Raw genomic sequence first — 20,900 nt, forward strand, 5'->3', positions numbered from 1 at the left:
CATCACAGCGGAGAATGACCATGCAACTGAACGACCCGACCCTGCTGCGCCAGCAGGCCTATATCGACGGCGCCTGGCTTGACGCCGACCATGGCGAAACCGTCGCCGTCACCAATCCCGCCACTGGCGAACGGCTCGGCACCGTCCCGAAGATGGGCACGGCCGAGACGCGCCGTGCCATCGAGGCGGCCAACGCCGCCTGGCCGGCCTGGCGCAAGAAGACGGCCAAGGAGCGCGCCGCCATCCTGCGCAAATGGTTCGACCTGATCATGGCCAACGCGGACGACCTGGCCCTGCTGATGACGACCGAGCAGGGTAAGCCGCTGGCCGAAGCAAAGGGCGAAGTGAGCTATGCCGCCAGCTTCATCGAGTGGTTCGCCGAGGAAGGCAAGCGCGTGCACGGCGACACCCTGGCCTCGCCGGCGGCGGACCGGCGCCTGCTCGTCACGAAGGAGCCGATCGGCGTGTGCGCCGCCATCACGCCGTGGAACTTCCCGCTGGCGATGATCACCCGCAAGGTCGGCCCGGCGCTGGCGGCCGGCTGCCCGATGGTGCTCAAACCGGCCGAGGCGACGCCGTTCTCCGCGCTGGCGCTGGCCCTGCTGGCCGAGCAGGCCGGCGTGCCGCGCGGCGTATTCTCCGTCGTCACCGGCCCGTCCAAGGAAATCGGCGCCGAAATGTGCGCCAATCCCATCGTGCGCAAGCTCACCTTCACCGGCTCCACCGCCGTCGGCCGGTTGCTGATGGAGCAGTGCGCGCCCACCATCAAGAAGCTGTCGCTGGAGCTGGGCGGCAATGCGCCCTTCATCGTGTTCGACGATGCCGACCTGGATGCGGCAGTCGAAGGGGCCATCGCGTCGAAGTACCGCAACGCCGGCCAGACCTGCGTGTGCGCCAACCGTCTGTACGTGCAGGACGGCGTGTACGAGGCCTTCGCCGAGAAACTGACGGCCGCCGTCGGCAAGCTCAAGGTCGGCAACGGCGTTGACGCCGGTGTCACGCAAGGCCCGCTGATCGACGAGAAGGCCGTGGCGAAGGTGGAAGAGCACGTGGCGGACGCGCTGGCCAAGGGCGGCCGCCTGCTGCTGGGTGGGCACCGCCACGCGCTGGGCCACAGCTTCTTCGAGCCCACCGTCATCGCCGACGTCACGCGCGACATGATCGTCGCCGGCGAAGAGACCTTCGGCCCGCTGGCGCCCCTGTTCCGCTTCAAGACCGAGGAGGAGGCCGTGGCCCTGGCAAACGACACGGAGTTCGGCCTGGCCGCCTACTTCTACGCGCGCGATATCGGCCGCATCTGGCGCGTGGCCGAAGGGCTGGAGTCCGGCATGGTCGGCGTCAACACGGGCTTGATCTCGAACGAGGTCGCGCCCTTCGGCGGCGTCAAGCAGTCCGGCCTGGGCCGCGAAGGGTCGACGTACGGCATCGAGGACTACCTCGTCGTCAAGTACCTCTGCCTGGGCGGCATGTAGGCAATCGCTACGGTCCCGGCGTGCCCATCAGGCGCTCCGTCATGCGCTTGATGGCGCGCATCTGGCGCCCCGTCTTCAGCGCGTAATTGCTGTCGTCGTAGCTGAACCAGTCCCAGCACGAGTTGGGATTGGCCCACGGGTAGACGGGCGCCGCCTGCGGATACAGCACGACGATGCGGTTGGTATCGGCCCAGGCGTTGTAGCCGGCATGGCGCATGTGGGCCTGGCCGACCAGGGCCTGGGTCTGCTTGCAGCCGTGGAAGGCCACGTGCAGCCGGCAGCCGGCCCCAATGCCGTCGCAGCCGGGCGGAATATACAGGTAGCCCGACGTCGCCATGCCGTGGCGGCGCGGCGACGGCAGGAACTCGGCCTGGTTGAATTCGACGAAGCGGCCGGCGGCCGGTGCCGTCGAGCGGGGCTGCAGGTCGCCATAGATCCAGTTCAGCAGTTCGCCCGCGCCATCGAGGCCGCAATTGCTGATATACGGCGCGGCCAGCTGGTCGCAGCGGTTGCCCCAGCCGTCCGTGGGAATCGCGTGCTGGGCCTGGATATCGCTGCGGTACTTGATGTTTTCCGGCGGGACGAAGTGGCGGTAGTAGGCCGCCAGGTCGTCCATCACGACGGTCGGCACGACACTGTCGGCACGGCCCGAAAAGAGCCAGATGCGTTGTCCCGCCAGGTTGGCCGTCGCATCGATCTGGCCCCTGGCGGCGTAATGGGCGGTGGTATCGACCAGGTTGTCCACACCGGTGCCGCCCGGCGACGCGCTGCACCACGGCAGCCCGCTGGTGCAGCTGCAGATGGTGGTGGCCACATTCACGTTGCCCCGCGCGCAGTTGTACGGGCCGCCGGCGATGATGCCGGCGCCGACCACATTGCCGGAAAAGGCCACGTCGAACTGCACGGCCATGAAGCCGCCCGAGGACAGGCCGGACACCGACAGCTGTCCCGTCTTCATCGACGGCAGGCTGACCGGCTCGGCCAGCGCGGGCCGCAGCGATCCGGACAGCAGCAGGATGGCAGCCAGCAGCACGATGACGGTGGCGATGGCGACGGTGCCGGTGTGGATGAGATGACGACGCTTCATGGCAAGCCCCTTCGATGCAATGGACTCGAATTGTGCGAGCGGTGGCGCGGACACACTTAATCTCACTCAATCGTGCCGAGGGAACGCTTCGCGAATGGACAGCCGAGTTTTTTCAGCCGCGCGGGACACCCGGCTCTGAATGGCTGAGCTTCGGCCCGCACCGGACCACGCATCGGGGGCGGGTGGCATACAATGACTTTTTTCGATCACTTTGTCGAGCCCATCATGTCCCTTTCCGTTTCCGCCGTCGTTCCCGCCGTTGTCCGCATCGCCGCCGTGTCCGCCCTTGGCCTGTGCAGTCTGGCGCCCGCTCTCGCCCAGCAGGCCGCGCCGGCCACCGCGCCGGCCGTGACGGCCCGTCCGGCCAGTTGCCCCGCCGTGCTGCGCCAGAGCTTCAAGCGCCTGCAGGACGATGCGCCGCAGGATCTGTGCCAGTACGCCGGCAAGGTGATCCTCGTCGTGAACACGGCCAGCTATTGCGGCTTCACAACGCAATACGAGGGACTCGAAGGCCTGTATGCCAAATATGCCGACAAGGGCCTGGTGGTGCTGGGCTTCCCGTCGAACGACTTCGGCAAGCAGGAGCCGGGCAGCAGCAAGGAAATCGCCGACTTCTGCTACAACACCTACGGCGTCAAGTTCCCCATGTTCGCCAAGACGGCCGTCTCCGGCGCCGCGCCGAATCCCCTGTACGCGGACCTGATCAAGGCCACCGGCAAGGCCCCGGCCTGGAACTTCCACAAGTACCTGATCGGCCGCGACGGCAAGGTCATCGAGAACTTCCCCAGCAAGGTCAAGCCGTCGGACAAGGCGCTGGTCGGCGCCATCGAGAAGGCGCTGGCCAGCTGAGAAGTCGGCGTTGACGGCAAAGTGGACTGGTACGACTTCGCCGTCTGCGCCATCGAACGCCTGCCGATCCGCGCCAGGCCTGTTGCGTCGGGCCGACACCATCGTCATTCCGGGCTGGCGCGGTGGTGATGAGGCGTCGCCTTCGGTCCTGCTTGCAAAACTGGGCGCGGCGCCCGGCTTTGTTCGATCTGCTCGGGCGTATTCGTCTTGGCCGCCGCCGGCGTGCTCGATGGCCAGCGCGCCACGGCTTCCCGCGTCTCGTCGCCACCACGCCGGGCGCTTATCGAAAAGCATTCCTTGTTGCAGGCACATCCTTTGACTAATCTGGAGAGCGGCACTTTGCCGAAGCCACATCACCCAACAGACCAAAGGAGACCGCTATGCCGTATGTCGATGGATTTGTCCTGCCGGTACCGAAAGACAAGCTCGATGCCTACCGCGCCCTGGCCGAAAAGGCCGGCGCCATCTGGCGCGAGCACGGTGCCCTCGAATTTCGCGAATGCATGGGCGACGACGTCCCGCCGGGGAAGCTGACCTCGTTCCCCCAGGCCGTGCAATTGCAGGACGATGAAGTGGTGTTCTTCTCGTGGATCGTCTACAACTCGCGCGAGGAGCGAGACGCCGTCAACGAGAAGGTCATGAAGGACCCGCGCATGGCCGGCATGATGGAAGAGATGCCCTTCGACGGCAAGCGCATGATCATGGGCGGCTTCAAGCCCTTCGTCACCCTGTAGACCTGCTTACAACCGGTACTGTTCGCGCATCCCGTCGACCAGGCGCCGGCGCGACGAGCGTTCGCGTTCGTGCGGCGCGAACGCGTTGCTGGCCGCATCGAGCGTGTCGACGGCGTGGCGCAGCGTGGTCAGTTCGTGCTCGTCCGCAGCATCTGCCACGCCTTGCGCGATGATAGCCTCGATCGTGCCGGCCGCCCATTCCTTCGCTGCGATTTCCTCCGGCAGGCCGGAGCGGGTGCACAGGCCATAGGTGCCGTCCAGGAAGCTGGCCCATGCGGCCGCCACATCGGCGCCGGCATCGGGGGCCAGTTCGTGGAGGCGGGCCTGGTGGCGGCGCGCGAACAATTCGAAGGCCGCTTGTTCGCCGGCGAGGTTTGCGACGGCTGCCAGCCATGCCGGCGTGCCGGTGGCGTAGAAGCGCAGTGCGTGTGCTTCCTCGTGAGGGCCGAAGAAGGAATCGCAGTGCACGGCCAGGCGCAGGCGGTAGGCCGGCAGCGGTGCCATCCGGCGTGCCTGCAAATCCTGCAGGATGGCCGCGTCGATGCCCGCGGTGGCCAGCAATTGGGCCTCGCTCAGGAAGTGGCGTGACAGGTAATCGATCAGGTCCGTCATGGCGGCTTTCGCAAGGGGAAAGCGCCACTGTAGGCTGCAAGGGGGCGGCTCGCTTCGCCGGCGGGCGAAGCGTCGATTCAGGTGGCGACCAGTTCTGCCCGCAGCACCCCGCGCAGCGCATTGCAGACGACGATTTCCTCGGCCCGCGCCAGCATGTCGCGCGTGATGACGGCTTCCACCGCGTTCCACGCTTCGATCACGACGGCGCGCATCACGCCGGGCAAGAGCCCACAGCGCAGCGGGGGCGTCAGCCATTGGCCGTCGATGCGGACGAAGACATTGCTGCGGCCTCCCTCGGTCAGCTCGCCCCGCTCGTTGCAGAACAGCCGGTCGAAGGCGCCGTGCGCTTCCGCATCGCGCCAGGCGGCGTCGTAGCGGGCCCGCAAGGTGCTTTTATGGCGCAGGAACAGGTCGTCGGCGCAGGTGGCGTCCTCGCCCAGCAGCACGCGCACGGGTTCGGCCACGGGCGCGAGCACGCCCGTCTGCACGGCGAAAGCGCCGGCGCCGTTCATGGCCAGCCGCAGCCGGTGCGGCGTGGCGGCGGGCAGGGCGTCGCAGGCGACGGCGAGGTAGGCGCGGGCGGCCGCCTCGTCCCACGCGAAGCCGAAATACTGCGCCGACGCCGCCAGCCGGGCCAGGTGCCGCTCGACGTGGCGCACGCCCTGTTCACGCGTGGCGTGCATGGTTTCGAACAGCTCGAAGTCGTTCGTCAGCCCTGTCAGGAAGCGTGCCTTGAGGCGGCATTCGGCGAATTCGTCGGCGGCCACGCTGTCGTGCACGATCCCGGCACCGACGCCCATCTCGCCGCGCCGCACGCCGTGCACCTGCGGCTGCAAGGTGAGCGTGCGGATCGGCACGTTCAGGCAGAAGTCGCCGAAGGCCTGGCCGGGCGGGGCCGGGTCGAACCAGCCGATGGCGCCCGTGTACAGGCCGCGCGGCGCGCCTTCCAGTTCGGCGATGATTTCCATCGTGCGCCGCTTTGGTGCCCCCGTGATGGAGCCGCAAGGGTACAGGGCGGCGAACAGGCCGGCCAGGGTGACGTCGGCGCGCAAGGTCGCTTCCACGGTGGACGTCATCTGCAGCACGCCCGCATAGCGATTCACGTCGAACAGCGCCGGCACGCGCACGCTGCCGGTGACGGCGATGCGGCCGATATCGTTGCGCAGCAGGTCGACGATCATCAGGTTCTCGGCCCGGTTCTTCGGGTCCGCCGCCAGCGCGGCGGCGCGGCGGGCGTTGTCCGCCTGCGCATCGGGGCCCGGAGGCGCGGAAGGCGCCGTGCCCTTCATCGGCCGCGCCGTCAGCTTGCCGCAATCGTGGCGCACGAACAGTTCCGGCGACAGCGACAGCACGGCGCCGCCATTGGGCAGGGCGACCAGGGCGCCGTACGGCACCGGCTGGCGCGCACGCAGGCGCTGGTACAGGGCGGCGGCCGATCCGAAGGCGTCGAAGCGCAGGCGGTAGGTGTAGTTGACCTGGTAGGTGTCGCCAGCGGCGATATAGTCACGGATGCGGTCGATGGCGTCCGTGAACTGCGCTGCGTCGACGCTGGCCTCCACGGCGGCGATGCCGGCCGGCGTGTCGTCGCCAGCGGTGCGCGCGGCCAGCCACGCGGCCACGTCTTGTTGCGTCAGGAAGGTGCACTGCTCGAAGACGAGGAACTGCGCCAGCGGCGTGCCGGTCGCATCGGCCGGCAACCCGACCAGGTGCTGCCCCAGTTCATAGCTGCACAGGGCGACGGCGTGACGGCCGCTGCCCAGTGCCGCCTGCAAGGCGTCCAGCGTGGCCGGCCAGTCGCCGGGTGCGGTGCAGGCCAGGGTGGCGACATGGCCGCTGTACAGGCGCGAAGCCGGCGCCTGGGCATTGCCCGCGGCGCTGGCATCGTCGAGCAGGGCGAAGACTTCGGTGTTCATCGAACCGGGGGGCATGGAACGATCGGTCATTGCACCAGCAGGGCGATCTGCACGGCGGCATCCTGGCCCGGGGACGACTGGAAGCCGCCCTTGGCATAGCGGTGCCAGCGCCCCAGCACGAAGCTGACCAGCAGGTCGGCGCGGGCGGCGACATCGGCTTCATGCCCCCGGCCTTCGGCCACCGCCAGGCGCAGCGCCTGTTTCAGCGCCAGCTCGACCCGGTCATGGAACTGGTTCATGCGCTGCTGCAGCCGTTCGTCTTCGTTGACGAGGGCGTCGCCGATCAGCACCCGCGTCATGCCCGGATTGTTGGCGGCGAACTGCAGCAGCATGGCCAGGATGTCGCGCGCCTGCGCCAGGCCATCCTGCTGGCGGTCGGCGATCTGGTTGATCAGGCCAAACACGGACGATTCGATGAAGTCGATCAGGCCCTCGAACATCTGCGCCTTGCTGGCGAAGTGGCGGTACAGCGCCGCTTCGGACACCTCCAGCCGGCGCGCCAGGGCGGCCGTGGTGATCTTCTCCCCCTTGGGCTGCTCCAGCATCGCGGCCAGGGCCTGGAGGATTTGCAGCTTGCGTTGGCCGGGCGGTGTGCTTGCCATGTGATCTCGCGTGAATGGTAGGTGTTCGGGGAAGGTCGGTAGTTCAGCGCAGCCGGGCCAGGCGCGCCGGCAGGTTCCTGACGGATTTTACTTTGACATCGACCCAGCCGGGCCGCGTCAGCCTTTTCGGCGGATGGGCGGCGCCAATCGGGTCGCCCACCTTCAGATACTGGGTGACCCAGACGGTGCGCATGCCCAGCGCATGGGCCGTGCGCAGGTTGGCCAGCGTGTCCTCGACCAGGATGCAGCGGCGCGCCGGCACGCGCTGGTGCCGCATCACCTTGCGCAGCAGCAGTTTCGATGGCTTCGGCCGCAGCTGCCGGTGCACCCGCATCGATTCGATGGCGATGTGGTGGGCGAACTGGCGGTGGATGCCCATGTGGCGCAGCACCATCGTCGAATAGCGGTGCGGCGCGTTGGTCAGCAGGATTTTGCGCCCCGGCAGGCGCCGCAGCAAGTGGCCCAGGCCCTTTTCGTGGCGAATCATCGACAGCAGGCCGTCCATGTCGTGCGTCTCGCGCAGGAAGTGGGCGGCGCTGACATTGTGGTGCCGCATCAATCCCAGCAAGGTGGCGCCATAGCGCTTCCAGTACAGCGTGCGCGCGGCGTTGACTGCCTCGGTATCGGCCGGCGTGATGCCGTCGCCCAGCACGCGGGCGATATACGTGTTCATATTGGCCATGATCGCGGGGAAGATGGCGTGCGACGCGTTATGCAGCGTGTTGTCGAGGTCAAACAGCCAGACCGGTGCGGAAGGTTTAATATTCACGTCTCTTGAAATAGCGAAGGTCAGCATGCGACGCCAGATTATAGTGATGTTTTATAGCCTGCTCTGGTTTACCGCAGGCCTGGCGCCGTTAGCGGTCCATGCGCAGGAAACAGCGGGCGTGCCCAATCGGGGAGCGCTGTTCCGCGTCGAAGGCGGCGGCCACGTGGCATGGCTGTTCGGCACCATCCACGTCGGTGCGCGCGACTTCTATCCGCTCGAACCGCGCCTGATGGCGGCCCTGCGCGAAGCGACCGTGCTGGCGCTGGAAGTCGATCCCACGGGTTCCCAGAACGACATCGCCCGCGCCGTGCGCGAGCACGGCATGTACCAGAACGGTCGTGGCCCGGCCAGCGCGGAGCTGCCGGCGCCCTATCGCCCGCGCCTGGACCGGCTGTTGCGCCGCTACGAGATCGGGCCGCAGTCAGTGGCGCTGATGAAGCCATGGATGATCGCCAGCCTGCTGACGGTGCGCGAATTCGAGGCGCAGGGCTACCAGGCCGAACTGGCGGTCGACGCCTGGCTGGCGCAGCAGGCCCACGGGCGCGGCCAGAAAGTGATCGAACTGGAATCGGTGCAGGGGCAGATGGCCCTGTTCGGGCGCATGCCGCTGGCCGACCAGGCCCTGTTCCTGCAGGAGTGCATCGACGCCATCGAGGACAAGGAGCAGGCCGGCGACGCCCGCGAAATCGCCCGGGCCTGGGCCACGGCCGACCAGGCCGCGCTGGATCGCATTGCCGCCAAGACGGCGGCCGACACCACGTATTCCGGCAGATTCGTCAGCCAGGTGCTGCTGGCCGGGCGCAATCCGGCGCTGGCCGCGCGCATCGCCGCGCTGTTGAAAAGCGAACGGCGCAGCGTGGCCGCCATCGGCGTGCTGCACCTGGTAGGCGCGGGAAGCGTGCCGGAACTGCTGCGCGCACGGGGGCTGCTGGTCGAACGGGTGTACTGAAACGGAAATAGCTGGGGGAGGGTGCTGCGGGAGGGAGAAAATGGTGCCCTTGACGTGGATTGAACACGTGGCCTCTCCCTTACCAAGGGAGTGCTCTACCACTGAGCTACAAGGGCATACCGGATCGACAGGCGGCGCGCGTTACTTCCGGCGCCACCGGTTTTTTCAGTGAGACCGGATCATAGTGCCAAATGCCTGTTCGGTCAACACTTCGAGCAGCAAACTGTGTTCAATTCGTCCGTCGATGATGTGGACCGTGTTGACGCCCGACTTGGCCGCGTCCAGTGCCGACGAAATCTTCGGCAGCATGCCGCCGGAGATGGTGCCGTCGGCGAACATCTCGTCGATCTCGCGGGCCGACAGGTCGGTGACGAGGTTGCCGTTCTTGTCCTGCACGCCGGCGATATTGGTCATCATGATCAGTTTTTCCGCCTTCAGGATCTCGGCGATCTTGCCGGCCACGACGTCGGCATTGATGTTGTAGGCCTGGCCATCCTGGCCGAAGCCGATCGGCGAAATGATGGGGATGAAGGCATCGTCCTGCAGCGCCTTGACGACGGCCGGGTTGATGGCGTCGATCTCGCCCACGAAGCCGATGTCCAGGTACTGGCCCGGATTGAGCTTGTCCGGCATGGCCATCTTGCGGGCGCGGATCAGGCCACCGTCCTTGCCGGTCAGGCCCACGGCCTGGCCGCCGTAGTGATTAATCAGCATCACGATATCCTGCTGCACTTCGCCGCCCAGCACCCATTCCACCACTTCCATGGTTTCTTCGTCGGTGATGCGCATGCCCTGCACGAAGGTGCCCTGCTTGCCGATTTTCTTCAGCGCGTTGTCGATCTGCGGACCGCCGCCGTGCACCACGACCGGATTCATGCCCACCAGTTTCAGCAGGATCACATCGCGCGCGAAGCCGTGCTTCAGCCGCTCGTCGGTCATGGCATTGCCGCCGTATTTGATGACAATCGTCTTGCCATGGAAATTACGAATGTACGGCAGAGCCTCGGCCAGAATCTGCGCCTTGATCTGCGGCGAAACCGCAGTCAGATCGTCGGCTGGCGTGTCCAGGCTCAAGTTGGTCAGTTGGGTCATGGCGGGTCCGGTAAAAATATTGTGGCGATTTTACAGCGAAGCACGGGCTGGCAACATGGGGCGGGTGGCCGGTGCGGTCCCGGATGCCGCGCAAAGCGCGATGTTGCTGCGTGCCTGCGCATTATAGGGCCAAAGGTTGCCATGTCGTCGTTGTTCCGCTAGGCTCGGCACCATGAGCATCTGCGAGCGCTGCGGCGCCACCTTCCATTGCGCAATGGCGGACCCGGGGCCGGACGGCCAGGCCGACCCCACACCCTGCTGGTGCACGCAGCTGCCGCCGACCGTGCCGGTACCGGACGGGGACGGGGCCGTGGGCTGCTGGTGCCCGGCCTGCCTGAAGGCCCATATCGCCGCCCAGGTCCTCAAGCGGCCCTGACGGTGCTGAAGAAGCGCATCATTTCCCGGCTGGCGTCGGGACCCTTGCCATCCGTATAACTTCCCGCCGCGCTGCCGCCGGACCAGGCGTGGCCGGCGCCATGGATCACCCAGTGCTCGGCCAGCGGCGAGCCGTCGTGCAGCCAGTGCTTGACACGGGTGTAGGCATACCCGTCCGGCACGCGCCCGGCCAGCCGGGAAGGGCGCGCCGTTTTGCCCAGCGGATGGCTGCGCAGCCCCTGGGCCAGCAATTCCTCGCCGTTGACGGGGTGGACAGTGGTGTCCTGGTCGCCGTGGAAGACGATCATCGGCAGGCCGCCACTGTTGGTGGCGCTGCCGGCGGCACCCCGTTTCATGGCCGACAACGCGGACGGCAGGTCGCGCGCGGCCGCGAACGGCAGACCGGAGTGAACGCCCACCGCGCAGAACAGCTCCGGATACAGCGTGCCGACGATGATCGCCATCGCGCCGCCCGCGGACAGGCCGGCGATATACACCTGGTTGCGCGCAACCGGGTAATGGTCGAGTACCTGCTGCGTCATGCCGGCAATGATGGACGGTTCGCCCTGGCCATGGCGCTGGTCCAGCGCGTTGAACCAGTTCCAGCAGCGCGAATTGTTGGCGTCCGGCGACTGGGCCGGATACAGCACGAAGCACTTGCGTTCCTCGGCGACGGCGTTCATCTGCGTGCCGGCGGCGAAATCGTCCGGGTCCTGGGCGCAGCCGTGCAGCATCACGACCAGCGGCAGGCGTTGGCCTTTCCAGGTGGAAGGGATGTACAGCTTGTAGTTGCGGCTGCCGGCTTCGTTGCCATAGACGCCATGCAGGAAGCGTGCACCCGGCGGAAGCGGGGGCGCCACGGGGGGCGGGGCATCGAACACGGTTTCCGGCAGCTCGAGGGCGGCCGGGAATTCGAACGCGCTGCCGGGAAAGGCGTTCGGTCCGAAAAAAGCTTCCGCCGTCTTTCGGACCTGGTTTAACCAAAGCTGACCATGTTTCATGAGATTCCTCGGAGGCTGTGGATTCGTCATTGCGGTCACCGGTCGACGAACACTGCCATCGATCGCTGCAGCCGCGCTGTCGGCACGCCATGCACCCAGATCCTCATCGAGTACACCTTTGCGCACGCTTCAATTGCGTCTCCTCGGCGCTCCGTGTGGTCCACGGGCCTTGTTTTGGTCCAGTATAGCCATAATTGCCACAGACCGGCGCAAAGCTGTATCGGCTAGAATACAGTCTGATTTTCAATTCCACCACACCATGAATTCTGTTCTCCCGCCGGAGCGCGCGACGCCCGTGCCCTCGCCCTGCGTGAGCCTGTGCAAGATGAATCGCGCGACGGGTTACTGCGAAGGCTGCCTGCGCACGATCGACGAAATCGTCGCCTGGGCCGGTGCCAGCGACGACTTCAAACGTGCCGTCTGGGCCGATCTGCCGCGCCGCGAGCAGACCATCGACTTCGACTGACCTACGACTCCGGGATTTCCCTATGCCGCACTATCGACCCGAACGCACCGTGTCGGGGCCTGCCTATGGCAACGGCTTCAAGGTCGTCGCCACCCTGCTGACGATCGTGCTGGTGGTGTATGCCGCCAGCGTCGCGCTGCGATTTCCGTTGCCCCAATTCGGCTTCGGCGTGAAGGCCCTGCTGCTGGGCGCCGCCGCCATGCTGGCCGCCAGCCAGTACTGGTTCCTGCGCGCCACCACCACCATCGACGCCGACGGCATCCGCCAGACCGGCATGATCGACAAGCGCGTGCGCTGGGACGAAGTGCGCGGCGCCAAGATGATCGGCATCCCCTATCTGTCCTGGCTGTTCCCGCCCCGGATGATCGTGCGCACCGGCACGGCGTTTGCCACCTTCAACGGCGGCACCCAGGACGTGCTGGTGGAATTCGCCCGCATCTCGCTGGCCTTCCAGATGAAACGATGATGACCTTACCCGACTCCATCCGCGTGTTCGAACGCGGCTGGCTCTCCGCCAACAATATCCTGCTGGTCGGCCCGGACGACACGGCGCTGGTCGACAGCGGCTATGTCACGCACGCCCAGCAGACGGTGGACCTGGTACGCCACGCGCTGCACGGGCGCCACCTGGACCGCCTGTACACGACCCACCTGCATTCGGACCATTGCGGCGGCAACGCCGCCCTGCAGGCCCACTACGGCTGCGCCACGTTCGTGCCGGCGGCCGAGGAGGACAAGGTGCGCCGCTGGGACGAGGACGCGCTGACCTTCAAGGCCACGGGCCAGCAATGCCCCCGCTTCACCATCGCCGGTACCGTCGCCCCGGGCGAGGTATTGACCCTGGGCGGCACCGCCTGGCACGTGCTGGGCGCGCCCGGCCACCACGCCCATTCGCTGATCTGGTACAGCCCCGAACACAAGGTCCTGATCTCGGCGGACGCGCTGTGGCACAACGGCTTCGGCGTCATCTTCCCGGAACTGGAAGGCGACGCCGGCTTCGCCGAAGCGGGTGCGACGCTGGACCTGATCGCCGGCCTGGACGTGCAACTGGTCATCCCCGGCCACGGCGCCGTGTTCGACGACGTCGACGCGGCCCTGCAACGGGCCCGCCGCCGCCTCGATTTCCTGTCGTCGAAACCGGCCAACAACGCCGAATACGGCGTCAAGGTGCTGCTCAAGTTCCTGCTGCTGGAACGCCAGAAGATCGCCGTGGCCGACATCGCCCCGCTGCTGGCGTCGCTGCCCGTCGTGGCCGAATCGAACCGGCGCTACCTGCATAAAAGCGACGAAGAGCTGGCCGCCTGGACCATCAAGCAACTGATACGCGGCCTCGCCGCCCGCATCGACGGCGATTACCTCGTCAACGCCTGAGTCCCAATCGACAAAAGCCATCTGCGCTAGCGCATGAGGCCGTGTCCACCTTGGGGTCAGACCCCGACAAAGACACGGGCTCGGCTGTTATGTACGCATGAGGCCGTGTCCACGTCCGGGTCTGACCCCAGGGTGGACACGGGCTGGGCAGTGGCGGCAGCGCATCGGTCGATAGAGCAATCCATCTAGAATTCGCACGACCGTACTTTTTCAGGTCTATAATCGGCCAGATCATTTACCCTTAACTTTTTTGCGCGAGTCGACCATGGCCCTGCCTTCAGTGCTGCAAAACCTGTCCCTTCCCGTTATTGCTTCGCCGATGTTCATCGCCAGCGGCCCGGCCCTGGTGGCGGCGCAGTGCAAGGCCGGCATCGTCGGCTCCTTCCCGGCCCTGAATGCCCGTCCGGCCGAGCTGCTCGATACGTGGCTGACGGACCTGAAGGCCGAGCTGGCCGATTTCCAGCGTGCCAATCCGGACAAGAAAGTGGGCCCCATCGCCGTCAACCAGATCGTGCACCAGTCGAACGACCGCCTGGCCCATGACGTGGAAATGTGCGTCAAGCACCAGGTGCCGATCATCATCTCGTCGCTGCGCGCGCCGCCGAAGGAGATGATGGACGCGATCCACGGCTACGGCGGCATCGTGCTGCACGACGTCGTGTCGATCCGCCATGCCCAGAAGGCACTGGAAGCCGGTGTCGACGGCCTGATCCTGGTGGCGGCCGGTGCCGGCGGCCATGCGGGCACCCTGTCGCCGTTCGCGCTGGTGGGCGAGGTGCGCAAGTTCTTCGACGGCCCCATCGCGCTGTCCGGCTCGATCGCCAGCGGCGACGCCATCCTGGCCGCCCAGGCTATGGGCGCGGACTTCGCATACATCGGCTCGCGCTGGCTGGCCACGCAGGAATCGAATGTCAGCCAGGGCTACCGCGACGCCATCGTCGAGTCCACCGCGGCCGATATCGTCTACACCAACCTGTTCACGGGCGTGCACGGCAACTACCTGAAGAAATCCATCGTCGCCGCCGGCCTGGACCCGGACGCGCTGCCCGAATCGGACAAGAGCAAGATGAGCTTCGGCTCCGGCAGCGCCAAGGCCTGGCGCGACATCTGGGGCGCCGGCCAGGGCGTGGGCCTGATGGACGACGTGCCCACCGTGGCCGAGCTGGTCGACCGCCTGGCCGCCGAGTACCAGGCCGCCCGCGCACGCCTGGCGCTGTAATCGGCGCGGCGGTACGGACGTAAAAAAAGGGGGCCGCGGCCCCCTTTGTCATCGCCGTTGCCGGCTTCGCTACCGGCTTATTTGTTGGCCGGTACCGGTGCCAGGGTCTCGTGCTGCGACGCGGCGCGCGAGGCGGCCTTGTGCACCATCGTGTAGGCGTAGTCGACACCCATGCCGTAGGCACCCGAGTGCTCCTTGACGATGGCCATGACGGCATCGTAGCTGTCGCGGTGGGCCCAGTCGCGCTGCCATTCCAGCATCACCTGCTGCCACGTCACCGGCACCACGCCGGCCTGGATCATGCGCTGCATGGCGTAGTCATGGGCTTCCTTCGACGTGCCGCCGGACGCATCGGCCACCATGTAGATTTCGTAGTCGCCTTCCAGCATCGCGCACAGGGCGAAGCTGTTGTTGCACACTTCCGTCCACAGGCCGGCCACGATCACCTTCTTCTTGCCGTTCTTCGCCAGCGCGTCGCGCACCTTCTGGTCGTCCCACGAGTTCATCGACGTGCGTTCCAGGATGGGCTGGCCAGGGAACACATCCAGCAGTTCCGGATAGGTGTTGCCCGAGAAGCTCTGCGTCTCGACGGTGGTGATGATGGTGGGGATGCCGAACACCTTGGCGGCCTTGGCCAGGGCCACGGTGTTGTTCTTCAGGACCTGGCGGTCGATCGACTGCACGCCGAAAGCCATCTGCGGCTGGTGGTCGATGAAGATGATCTGGCTGTTTTGCGGGGTCAGGACTTCCAGTTTCGGGTTACTCATTTTGCGCACCTTGCAGGTTGTGATGGTATGCGAAAATGGTAAGCCCTGGACGCCCCGGCGCCCATTGGCCTTAGGGAGGACCCATGGGGTCCCCCATTCAGGGCAGTGCGCGTCAGCCGTTGGACAAGTCCTCGTTGTTCAGCGCCCACAGGCCCGGCAGGTTGCGCCAGTAGCCGTACGCATCCATGCCGAAGCCGACCACGAAGCGGTTCGGGATCGTCAGCCCGACGATATCGGGCTGCACGGGCTTGGCCTTGCCGATGGCCTTGTCCGCGAACACGGCGAGGATGACTTCCCTGGCGCCCATGTCGAGCAGGCGCTGCTTGACGTGCGCCAGCGTTTCGCCCTCGTCGAGGATATCGTCGACGACGATCACGACGCGGCCCTCGACATTCGAGCGGGGCACCACCTTCCAGACGATCTCGCCGCCCCGGTCCTCGTCGCCGTAACGGCTGACGTGGATATAGTCGAATTCGAGGGGGAAGGTCAGCTGCGGCAGCAGGTTGCCGGTGAAGACCACGGCGCCGCCCATCACGCCCAGCACGAGGGGGAATTCGTCGTCGTCTTCGAAACGGTTGTTCAGGGTATGCGCGACATTGCGTACGGCCTGCTGCACGGCGGCTTCGTCGAAGATCTCTTCTGCGTTGGCGAGCAGTGCGCGGGCGCGTTGGTGATGATATTCAAGCATGATGTTTCGGCGGCTGGGTGAATGAGACTGGAATTATCCGCCATAACAGCCCGATCCGCCGCGCAACTGGGTCTCGACAGTCATTACCCAGCCGTAGTGCCGCGCCTCCCGCTCGCCCCCTGTTCAAATGTAGTCGCGCGCATCGTCGATCACCTTGCCGTCGTTGGGCAGGCTGCCGCGCGCGACGAACCGCACGTCGCCGCGCAGCTTCGTCACGGCGCGGATGTCGGCCACGATGGCCGCGCCGTCGCCCGCGCGCGCCGGGTCGTCCACTTCGCAGTGCAGGGTCATGGTTTCGTCGGCGATGGTGCCCGTCACCACCAGGCGCGCCTTCGTCACGGCCGGATGCCGCCGCACCACGTCGTGCACCTGTGACGGATGGACGAACATGGCGCGCACCTTGGTGGTCTGGTCCGCGCGGCCCAGCCAGCCGCGGATGCGCGTGTTGGTGCGCCCGCACGGCGACGGCGGCGTATCGACCAGGATGGCGGACAAGTCGCCCGTGGCGAAGCGGATCAGCGGATAGTCGGCATTGAAGACCGTCAGCACCACCTCGCCCACCTCACCGGGCGCCACCGGTTCGCCCGAGCCGGGCCGCACGATCTCCAGGATGATCTCCTCATCCAGCACCATGCCGGGATTGAGCACGCCGTCCGTGCGCGTCTCGAAGGCGATGGCGCCGGCGTCGGCCGATGCGTAGGCCTGGCACACGTGCGGGATGCCCTGTTCCACGAACCACTGGCGCAGCGAGTCCGGCAGCGCCTCGGCGCTCAGCATGGCGTGCTGCACGCTGCCGATATCCTGGCCCATCTCGCGCGCCTTTTCCACGATCAGCTTCAGGAACGACGGCGTGCCGACATAGGTGTCCGGCCGCAGTTCGGCCATCGCCTGCACCTGCAGTTCGGTCTGGCCGCTGCCGGCCGGGATCACCGTGCAGCCGATGCGCGCCGCCGCCGACTCCACCATGAAGGCGGCCGGCGTGAAGTGGTACGAAAAGCAGTTCTGCAGCAGGCCGCCCGGGCGCACGCCGGCCGCGTACAGGGCGCGGCCGAAGCGCCACCAGTCGGGACCTCGCCCTTCCGCATCGAAGATGGGACCGGGCGACATGTAGATGCGCCCCAGCGCGCGCGCGGCCGTGCTGGTCAGGCCGCCGAAGGGCTTGTCCTGCGCCTGCAGCGCCTTCAGGTCCGACTTGCGCGTGACGGGCAGTTGCGCCAGCGCCGCGCGCGTGCCGATGCCGGCCGCGTCGACCCCTTCCAGGATGCGCGCCCAGCCCGGTGCCGATTGCGCCTGCGCCACCAGGGCGGGCAGGCGCAGCATCAGGTCGCGCTCGCGCTCCTCCGGCAGCCGGGTTTCCTGCCAGTCCAGGGTGGCGCCGCTCATGCCATCTCCCTGATCTCGCGTTGCAGTTTCTTTGTCAGCTTGGCGAACACCAGTTCATAGGCGCGCCGGAGCAGGGCGTCTCCCTCTTCGTCGGACACCGCTTTCAGGTCCGTGACCTGCACCCACTTGGCCCGCGCCAGGTAAGGCGCGGGAATGAAGCCGGGGCGGTCCGTCAGTGCCAGGAAGGCGTCGTCGTCGACCTTGAAGCTGATCTTGTCCACCCCCGCGGTGTTGCAGGCGACGGCAAACATCTTTTCGCCCACGGAGAAGACCAGGTCCTCGCCCCATTTGACGTCCTCGGTCGCGCCAGGCAGGCCGCGGCACAGCTGTTTTGCTCGATTCAGGTTCATTGCGGTGTCGTCTTGTTGTCAGGCCAGCCAGCGTTTGCGGCGGCGATAGAATTTCTGGTCGCGGAAGCTCTTGCGCCCGGCGCCCGAGACGCCCAGGTAGAACTCCTTGACGTCCTCGTTGGCGGCCAGGTCGGCGGCGGCGCCTTCCATCACGACCCGGCCGTTTTCCAGGATGTAGCCGAAGTCGGCGTAGCGCAGCGCCACCGACGTGTTCTGCTCGGCCAGCAAAAACGAGACGTTCTCGCGCACGTTCAGGTCCTTCACGATGCCGAAGATCTCGGCCACGATCTGCGGCGCGATGCCCATCGACGGCTCGTCCAGCAGGATCATGGACGGCTGCGCCATCAGCGCACGGCCGATGGCGCACATCTGCTGCTCGCCGCCCGAGGTGTAGCCGGCCTGGCTGGCGCGGCGCTCCTTCAGGCGCGGGAAGTAGTGGTACACCTTGTCGAGCGAATCGCGCAGCTGGGCGCGCGACGCCTGCCGCGTATAGGCGCCCGTCAGCAGGTTTTCCTCGATCGTCAGGTGACCGAAGCAGTGGCGCCCCTCCATCACCTGCGACAGGCCGCGCTTCACCAGCTCATTGGGCGTCAGCTGGTCGATGCGCTGGCCCTGGAAATGCACCTCGCCCTTGGTGACGTCGCCCCGCTCGCCCCGCAGCAAGGTCGAGATGGTTTTCAGCGTGGTCGACTTGCCGGCGCCGTTGGCGCCCAGCAGGGCGACGATCTTGCCCTGCGGGACCTGCAGCGACACGCCTTTCAGCACGAGGATCACGTGGTCGTAGATCACCTCGATATTGTTGACGGAGAGGTAGCTCATGGCGTCACTTCAGGCAGGCCGGCGTGATTTTCTTCTCTGCCGCGTACTTGTTGGACGACTCGTCCACCAGCTTCTTCACCAGCGCGCGGTCGCCCACGATCCAGTTCGGCGTGATGGCCACCCACTTCTTGCCGTCCCACTGCTGCACCTTGACGGCGCCCGAGCCTTCATGGTCCTCGCAGCTGGTCTTCACGGTGGGGAACATGTTGACGGCACCGATGGCCTTCTGGCGTGCCGCGTCGATGTTCAGGTTTTCCAGGCCCCAGCGCAGCTGCTCGCCCGTGACGGGTTTGCCCTTGCCGTATTTTTCCTGGGCCGCGCGCATGGCTTCGACGAACAGGATGCCGGCCGTGACGCCGCGCATGTGATACACCGAGCCGATACGGGCCTGGTCCGACAGGTTGCCCTTGCCGGCCGCGTAGACCTTCTTGCGGATGTCGTCCAGCACCGGGTAATTGCCCGGCGTGTTGAACGACATGGCCGTGTAGCCCTTGGCCGCGTCGCCGGACGGCACGGTGTCTTCTTCGGAGCCTGCCCACCACACGCCGAGGATTTTGTCGCGCGGGAAGCCATTGCGCTGGGCCGTCTTGATGGCCACCGAATTCATCACGCCCCAGCCCCACAGGATCACGTGGTCGGGCCGGGCCTGGCGGATCTGCAGCCACTGGGCCTGCTGCTCGCTGCCCGGCGGCGCCACGGGCACCTTCACCAGCTCGAAGCCCTGCTGCTTTGCCAGCGCCTCCAGCACCGGCAAGGGTTCCTTGCCGAAGGCCGAGTCGTGGTACAGGTGGACGATCTTCTTGCCTTTCAGGCTGCCGCCGTTCTTGTCGGCCAGGTATTTCACCATCGCGGCGGCCTGGCTCCAGTAGCTCGAGATCAGTGGGAACACGTACGGGAACACCTTGCCGTTGGCCGCGTCCGAGCGGCCGTAGCCCAGCATCGTCATGGGGATCTTGTCCTGTGGGATGCGGTCCAGGATGCCGTAGGCGATGCCGGTCGACAGGGGCTCGACCAGGGTGGCGCCGCCCTGGCTGGTTTTCAGCCGCTCGTAGCACTCGACTCCGCGCGACGGGTTGTACTCTGTCTCGCATTCTTCCCACGTCACCTTGACGCCGTTGACGCCGCCGGCCTGGTTGACCAGGTTGAAGTAATCGATGATGCCGCCGTAGAAGCCGGAACCGCCCGACGCGTACGGCCCGACCCGGTACGAGGGCAGGGCGACGAACTGCGTCTGGGCGTAGGCGGTGGTGGCGCTGGCGGCCAGCAGGGCGCCGATGACGAGGGATTTCAATTGCATGCTTGTCTCCTTGATTGTTTTAGCTCTAATGCGGGAAGGGCCACAGGCGCAGCTTTTCCTTACCGATCTGCCACAGCCGCGCCAGGCCATGGGGTTCGACGATGAGGAAGAAAATGATCAGGGCGCCGAACACCATCAGCTCCAGGTTCGAGGCCACGCTGGTGGGCAGGCCCAGGCCGTGCGCCAGCATGTTCAGCGCCACCGGCAGCAGCACGATGAAGGCCGCACCCAGGAAGGAGCCAAGGATCGAGCCGACTCCGCCGATGATGATCATGAACAGGATGCGGAACGACAGGTCCAGGCTGTAGGCCTCCGGTTCCACCGTGCCCAGGTAGGCAAATGCATACAGGGCGCCGGCCACGCCGCAGTAGAACGAGCTGACGGCGAAGGCCAGCAGCTTGGTGCGCATGGGGCGGATGCCGATCACCTCGGCCGCCACGTCCATGTCGCGCACGGCCATCCAGGAGCGGCCCACGTTGGAGCGCACCATGTTCTTCGCCAGCAGGGCCATGAACGAGACGATCAGCAGCACCAGCACGAACTTGCGCTGCGGCGTGTCGAAGGCGTAGCCGAGGATTTCGATCTTCTGCGCCGTGATGACGCCCGAGGCGCTGCCGCCCGTCAGCGCGGGAATCTTGGTCAGGCACCAGACCACGAAGAACTGCGTCGCCAGGGTGGAGGCGGCCAGGTAGAAGCCGCGGATGCGCAGCGACGGCAGGCCGAAGGCGATGCCCACCAGCGCCGCGCACAGGCCGCCCAGCGCAAAGGCGGCCAGGATCGGCAGGCCGGGCATGCGGTAGACGAAATTCCACGACGCGAACGCGCCCACGGCCATGAAGGCGGCCGTGCCCAGCGAGAGCTGGCCGCAATAGCCCGTCAGGATATTCAGGCCCAGGGCGGCCAGCGAGAAGATCAGGAAGGGAATCAGGATGGCCGATAAAAAATAGGGCGTGGCCACGAACGGCAGTACCAGGAGCGCCACGGCCAGGGTCGCCAGCAGGGCGATGCGGTCCTGGCGGAGCGGCAGGATCTGGCCGTCCGTTTCGTACGTGGTCTTGAACTGGCCGGCTTCGCGATAGAACATG

At 66.5% G+C, this 20,900-nt stretch carries 23 protein-coding genes, 1 tRNA gene and 1 pseudogene; 10 read left to right on the forward strand and 15 right to left on the reverse strand.

Annotation, left to right across the window (positions count from 1 at the left end):
• Window positions 1-14: 14 nt before the first annotated feature.
• Complete coding sequence (gabD, locus tag GM672_RS01295; RefSeq protein ID WP_155468725.1) at window positions 15-1,472, forward strand: NADP-dependent succinate-semialdehyde dehydrogenase; 1,458 nt, start codon at window positions 15-17, stop codon at window positions 1,470-1,472.
• A 7-nt stretch (window positions 1,473-1,479) separates the two neighbouring features.
• Here the strand turns inward: gabD and GM672_RS01300 are convergent, their stop codons facing one another.
• Window positions 1,480-2,559 carry an extracellular catalytic domain type 2 short-chain-length polyhydroxyalkanoate depolymerase gene (locus tag GM672_RS01300; protein ID WP_229417497.1) on the reverse strand — a complete coding sequence of 360 codons (1,080 nt, stop codon included), beginning with the start codon at window positions 2,557-2,559 and terminating at the stop codon, window positions 1,480-1,482.
• A gap of 225 nt (window positions 2,560-2,784) precedes the next feature.
• On the opposite strand from GM672_RS01300, the gene GM672_RS01305 reads away from it, so the two are divergent.
• The 3 genes and pseudogenes from GM672_RS01305 to GM672_RS01315 all read left to right on the forward strand — a co-directional run bounded on the left by GM672_RS01305 (window position 2,785) and on the right by GM672_RS01315 (window position 4,142).
• On the forward strand, window positions 2,785-3,408 hold the full coding sequence (locus GM672_RS01305; protein WP_155468726.1) for a glutathione peroxidase: 624 nt from the start codon (window positions 2,785-2,787) through the stop codon (window positions 3,406-3,408).
• 21 nt (window positions 3,409-3,429) lie between these two features.
• A pseudogene (locus GM672_RS29085) lies at window positions 3,430-3,654 on the forward strand (AraC family transcriptional regulator); the annotation flags it as partial.
• A gap of 134 nt (window positions 3,655-3,788) precedes the next feature.
• On the forward strand, window positions 3,789-4,142 hold the full coding sequence (locus GM672_RS01315) for a DUF1428 domain-containing protein (RefSeq protein ID WP_155468727.1): 354 nt from the start codon (window positions 3,789-3,791) through the stop codon (window positions 4,140-4,142).
• Window positions 4,143-4,148: 6 nt separating this feature from the next.
• Here GM672_RS01315 and GM672_RS01320 read toward each other — a convergent pair whose 3' ends face one another.
• The 4 genes from GM672_RS01320 to GM672_RS01335 all read right to left on the reverse strand — a co-directional run bounded on the left by GM672_RS01320 (window position 4,149) and on the right by GM672_RS01335 (window position 8,065).
• Entirely contained in the window at window positions 4,149-4,754 is a 606-nt protein-coding gene (locus GM672_RS01320; RefSeq protein ID WP_155468728.1) for a DUF6058 family natural product biosynthesis protein, read from the reverse strand.
• Between the two features lie 77 nt (window positions 4,755-4,831).
• Window positions 4,832-6,697, reverse strand: coding sequence for an aminodeoxychorismate synthase component I (gene pabB / locus GM672_RS01325; protein ID WP_371867009.1), 1,866 nt, complete (start codon window positions 6,695-6,697; stop codon window positions 4,832-4,834).
• The gene (gene slmA, locus GM672_RS01330) at window positions 6,694-7,269 is read right to left on the reverse strand and encodes a nucleoid occlusion factor SlmA (RefSeq protein WP_155468729.1); all 576 of its coding nucleotides are present in this window, start codon (window positions 7,267-7,269) and stop codon (window positions 6,694-6,696) included. Before slmA ends, pabB begins: the two co-directional genes overlap by 4 nt.
• 43 nt (window positions 7,270-7,312) lie before the next feature.
• Window positions 7,313-8,065, reverse strand: a complete 753-nt coding sequence (locus GM672_RS01335) for a pyrimidine 5'-nucleotidase (protein ID WP_155468730.1) — start codon at window positions 8,063-8,065, stop codon at window positions 7,313-7,315.
• 91 nt (window positions 8,066-8,156) lie between these two features.
• Here GM672_RS01335 and GM672_RS01340 point away from each other — a divergent pair, with 91 nt between their 5' ends.
• Complete coding sequence (locus tag GM672_RS01340; RefSeq protein WP_229427736.1) at window positions 8,157-8,987, forward strand: TraB/GumN family protein; 831 nt, start codon at window positions 8,157-8,159, stop codon at window positions 8,985-8,987.
• Window positions 8,988-9,028: 41 nt separating this feature from the next.
• On the opposite strand, the gene GM672_RS01345 is transcribed toward GM672_RS01340, so the two are convergent.
• A tRNA-Thr gene (locus tag GM672_RS01345) sits at window positions 9,029-9,103 on the reverse strand.
• Between the two features lie 49 nt (window positions 9,104-9,152).
• Complete coding sequence (gene argB / locus GM672_RS01350; RefSeq protein ID WP_155468732.1) at window positions 9,153-10,079, reverse strand: acetylglutamate kinase; 927 nt, start codon at window positions 10,077-10,079, stop codon at window positions 9,153-9,155.
• Between the two features lie 172 nt (window positions 10,080-10,251).
• Here argB and GM672_RS01355 point away from each other — a divergent pair, with 172 nt between their 5' ends.
• Window positions 10,252-10,455 carry a cysteine-rich CWC family protein gene (locus GM672_RS01355; protein ID WP_155468733.1) on the forward strand — a complete coding sequence of 68 codons (204 nt, stop codon included), beginning with the start codon at window positions 10,252-10,254 and terminating at the stop codon, window positions 10,453-10,455.
• Here the strand turns inward: GM672_RS01355 and GM672_RS01360 are convergent.
• Entirely contained in the window at window positions 10,442-11,455 is a 1,014-nt protein-coding gene (locus GM672_RS01360; RefSeq protein ID WP_229417499.1) for an extracellular catalytic domain type 1 short-chain-length polyhydroxyalkanoate depolymerase, read from the reverse strand. The two genes, GM672_RS01355 and GM672_RS01360, sit on opposite strands and share 14 nt — an antisense overlap.
• 259 nt (window positions 11,456-11,714) lie before the next feature.
• Between GM672_RS01360 and GM672_RS01365 the strand changes: the two genes are divergently transcribed.
• From GM672_RS01365 to GM672_RS01380, 4 genes are all read left to right on the forward strand, one after another.
• A complete protein-coding gene (locus GM672_RS01365; RefSeq protein ID WP_155468735.1) occupies window positions 11,715-11,921 on the forward strand; it encodes a DUF1289 domain-containing protein in 207 nt (68 codons plus the stop codon).
• Window positions 11,922-11,943: 22 nt separating this feature from the next.
• Window positions 11,944-12,387, forward strand: a complete 444-nt coding sequence (locus GM672_RS01370) for a hypothetical protein (RefSeq protein ID WP_155468736.1) — start codon at window positions 11,944-11,946, stop codon at window positions 12,385-12,387.
• Window positions 12,384-13,292, forward strand: a complete 909-nt coding sequence (locus tag GM672_RS01375) for an MBL fold metallo-hydrolase (RefSeq protein WP_155468737.1) — start codon at window positions 12,384-12,386, stop codon at window positions 13,290-13,292. Before GM672_RS01370 ends, GM672_RS01375 begins: the two co-directional genes overlap by 4 nt.
• 265 nt (window positions 13,293-13,557) lie before the next feature.
• Window positions 13,558-14,511 carry an NAD(P)H-dependent flavin oxidoreductase gene (locus GM672_RS01380; RefSeq protein ID WP_155468738.1) on the forward strand — a complete coding sequence of 318 codons (954 nt, stop codon included), beginning with the start codon at window positions 13,558-13,560 and terminating at the stop codon, window positions 14,509-14,511.
• Window positions 14,512-14,588: 77 nt separating this feature from the next.
• Here the strand turns inward: GM672_RS01380 and GM672_RS01385 are convergent, their stop codons facing one another.
• The 7 genes from GM672_RS01385 to GM672_RS01415 all read right to left on the reverse strand — a co-directional run bounded on the left by GM672_RS01385 (window position 14,589) and on the right by GM672_RS01415 (window position 20,899).
• Window positions 14,589-15,278, reverse strand: coding sequence for a hydrolase (locus GM672_RS01385; protein ID WP_155468739.1), 690 nt, complete (start codon window positions 15,276-15,278; stop codon window positions 14,589-14,591).
• A 112-nt stretch (window positions 15,279-15,390) separates the two neighbouring features.
• A complete protein-coding gene (locus tag GM672_RS01390) occupies window positions 15,391-15,966 on the reverse strand; it encodes a hypoxanthine-guanine phosphoribosyltransferase (protein ID WP_155468740.1) in 576 nt (191 codons plus the stop codon).
• 123 nt (window positions 15,967-16,089) lie between these two features.
• Window positions 16,090-17,349: a phenylacetate--CoA ligase family protein gene (locus tag GM672_RS01395; RefSeq protein ID WP_155468741.1), complete on the reverse strand. Its 1,260-nt coding sequence runs from the start codon at window positions 17,347-17,349 to the stop codon at window positions 16,090-16,092.
• Entirely contained in the window at window positions 17,346-17,699 is a 354-nt protein-coding gene (locus GM672_RS01400; protein WP_155468742.1) for an MmcQ/YjbR family DNA-binding protein, read from the reverse strand. The genes GM672_RS01395 and GM672_RS01400 overlap by 4 nt, the downstream gene beginning before the upstream one ends.
• 18 nt (window positions 17,700-17,717) lie before the next feature.
• Window positions 17,718-18,518 (reverse strand): ABC transporter ATP-binding protein, encoded by an 801-nt coding sequence (locus tag GM672_RS01405; protein WP_155468743.1) that lies wholly within the window; start codon window positions 18,516-18,518, stop codon window positions 17,718-17,720.
• Between the two features lie 4 nt (window positions 18,519-18,522).
• Window positions 18,523-19,815, reverse strand: coding sequence for an ABC transporter substrate-binding protein (locus GM672_RS01410; protein WP_155468744.1), 1,293 nt, complete (start codon window positions 19,813-19,815; stop codon window positions 18,523-18,525).
• Between the two features lie 25 nt (window positions 19,816-19,840).
• A complete protein-coding gene (locus GM672_RS01415; protein WP_155468745.1) occupies window positions 19,841-20,899 on the reverse strand; it encodes a branched-chain amino acid ABC transporter permease in 1,059 nt (352 codons plus the stop codon).
• Window position 20,900: the final 1 nt, after the last annotated feature.

The organism is Pseudoduganella buxea, from assembly GCF_009720835.1.
In the GTDB taxonomy this organism is placed as follows: domain Bacteria; phylum Pseudomonadota; class Gammaproteobacteria; order Burkholderiales; family Burkholderiaceae_D; genus Rugamonas; species Rugamonas buxea.

Coding starts and splice junctions, on each gene's coding strand:
- GM672_RS01320 (WP_155468728.1), bottom strand. CDS start 4,754: ATGACGGACCTGATCGATTACCTGTCACGCCACTTCCTGAGCGAGGCC.
- GM672_RS01385 (WP_155468739.1), bottom strand. CDS start 15,278: ATGAGTAACCCGAAACTGGAAGTCCTGACCCCGCAAAACAGCCAGATC.
- gabD (WP_155468725.1), top strand. CDS start 15: ATGACCATGCAACTGAACGACCCGACCCTGCTGCGCCAGCAGGCCTAT.
- GM672_RS01300 (WP_229417497.1), bottom strand. CDS start 2,559: ATGAAGCGTCGTCATCTCATCCACACCGGCACCGTCGCCATCGCCACC.
- GM672_RS01305 (WP_155468726.1), top strand. CDS start 2,785: ATGTCCCTTTCCGTTTCCGCCGTCGTTCCCGCCGTTGTCCGCATCGCC.
- pabB (WP_371867009.1), bottom strand. CDS start 6,697: ATGACCGATCGTTCCATGCCCCCCGGTTCGATGAACACCGAAGTCTTC.
- GM672_RS01395 (WP_155468741.1), bottom strand. CDS start 17,349: ATGAGCGGCGCCACCCTGGACTGGCAGGAAACCCGGCTGCCGGAGGAG.
- argB (WP_155468732.1), bottom strand. CDS start 10,079: ATGACCCAACTGACCAACTTGAGCCTGGACACGCCAGCCGACGATCTG.
- GM672_RS01380 (WP_155468738.1), top strand. CDS start 13,558: ATGGCCCTGCCTTCAGTGCTGCAAAACCTGTCCCTTCCCGTTATTGCT.
- GM672_RS01370 (WP_155468736.1), top strand. CDS start 11,944: ATGCCGCACTATCGACCCGAACGCACCGTGTCGGGGCCTGCCTATGGC.
- GM672_RS01405 (WP_155468743.1), bottom strand. CDS start 18,518: ATGAGCTACCTCTCCGTCAACAATATCGAGGTGATCTACGACCACGTG.
- GM672_RS01355 (WP_155468733.1), top strand. CDS start 10,252: ATGAGCATCTGCGAGCGCTGCGGCGCCACCTTCCATTGCGCAATGGCG.
- GM672_RS01400 (WP_155468742.1), bottom strand. CDS start 17,699: ATGAACCTGAATCGAGCAAAACAGCTGTGCCGCGGCCTGCCTGGCGCG.
- GM672_RS01410 (WP_155468744.1), bottom strand. CDS start 19,815: ATGCAATTGAAATCCCTCGTCATCGGCGCCCTGCTGGCCGCCAGCGCC.
- GM672_RS01335 (WP_155468730.1), bottom strand. CDS start 8,065: ATGCTGACCTTCGCTATTTCAAGAGACGTGAATATTAAACCTTCCGCA.
- slmA (WP_155468729.1), bottom strand. CDS start 7,269: ATGGCAAGCACACCGCCCGGCCAACGCAAGCTGCAAATCCTCCAGGCC.
- GM672_RS01315 (WP_155468727.1), top strand. CDS start 3,789: ATGCCGTATGTCGATGGATTTGTCCTGCCGGTACCGAAAGACAAGCTC.
- GM672_RS01375 (WP_155468737.1), top strand. CDS start 12,384: ATGATGACCTTACCCGACTCCATCCGCGTGTTCGAACGCGGCTGGCTC.
- GM672_RS01365 (WP_155468735.1), top strand. CDS start 11,715: ATGAATTCTGTTCTCCCGCCGGAGCGCGCGACGCCCGTGCCCTCGCCC.
- GM672_RS01360 (WP_229417499.1), bottom strand. CDS start 11,455: ATGAAACATGGTCAGCTTTGGTTAAACCAGGTCCGAAAGACGGCGGAA.
- GM672_RS01390 (WP_155468740.1), bottom strand. CDS start 15,966: ATGCTTGAATATCATCACCAACGCGCCCGCGCACTGCTCGCCAACGCA.
- GM672_RS01415 (WP_155468745.1), bottom strand. CDS start 20,899: ATGTTCTATCGCGAAGCCGGCCAGTTCAAGACCACGTACGAAACGGAC.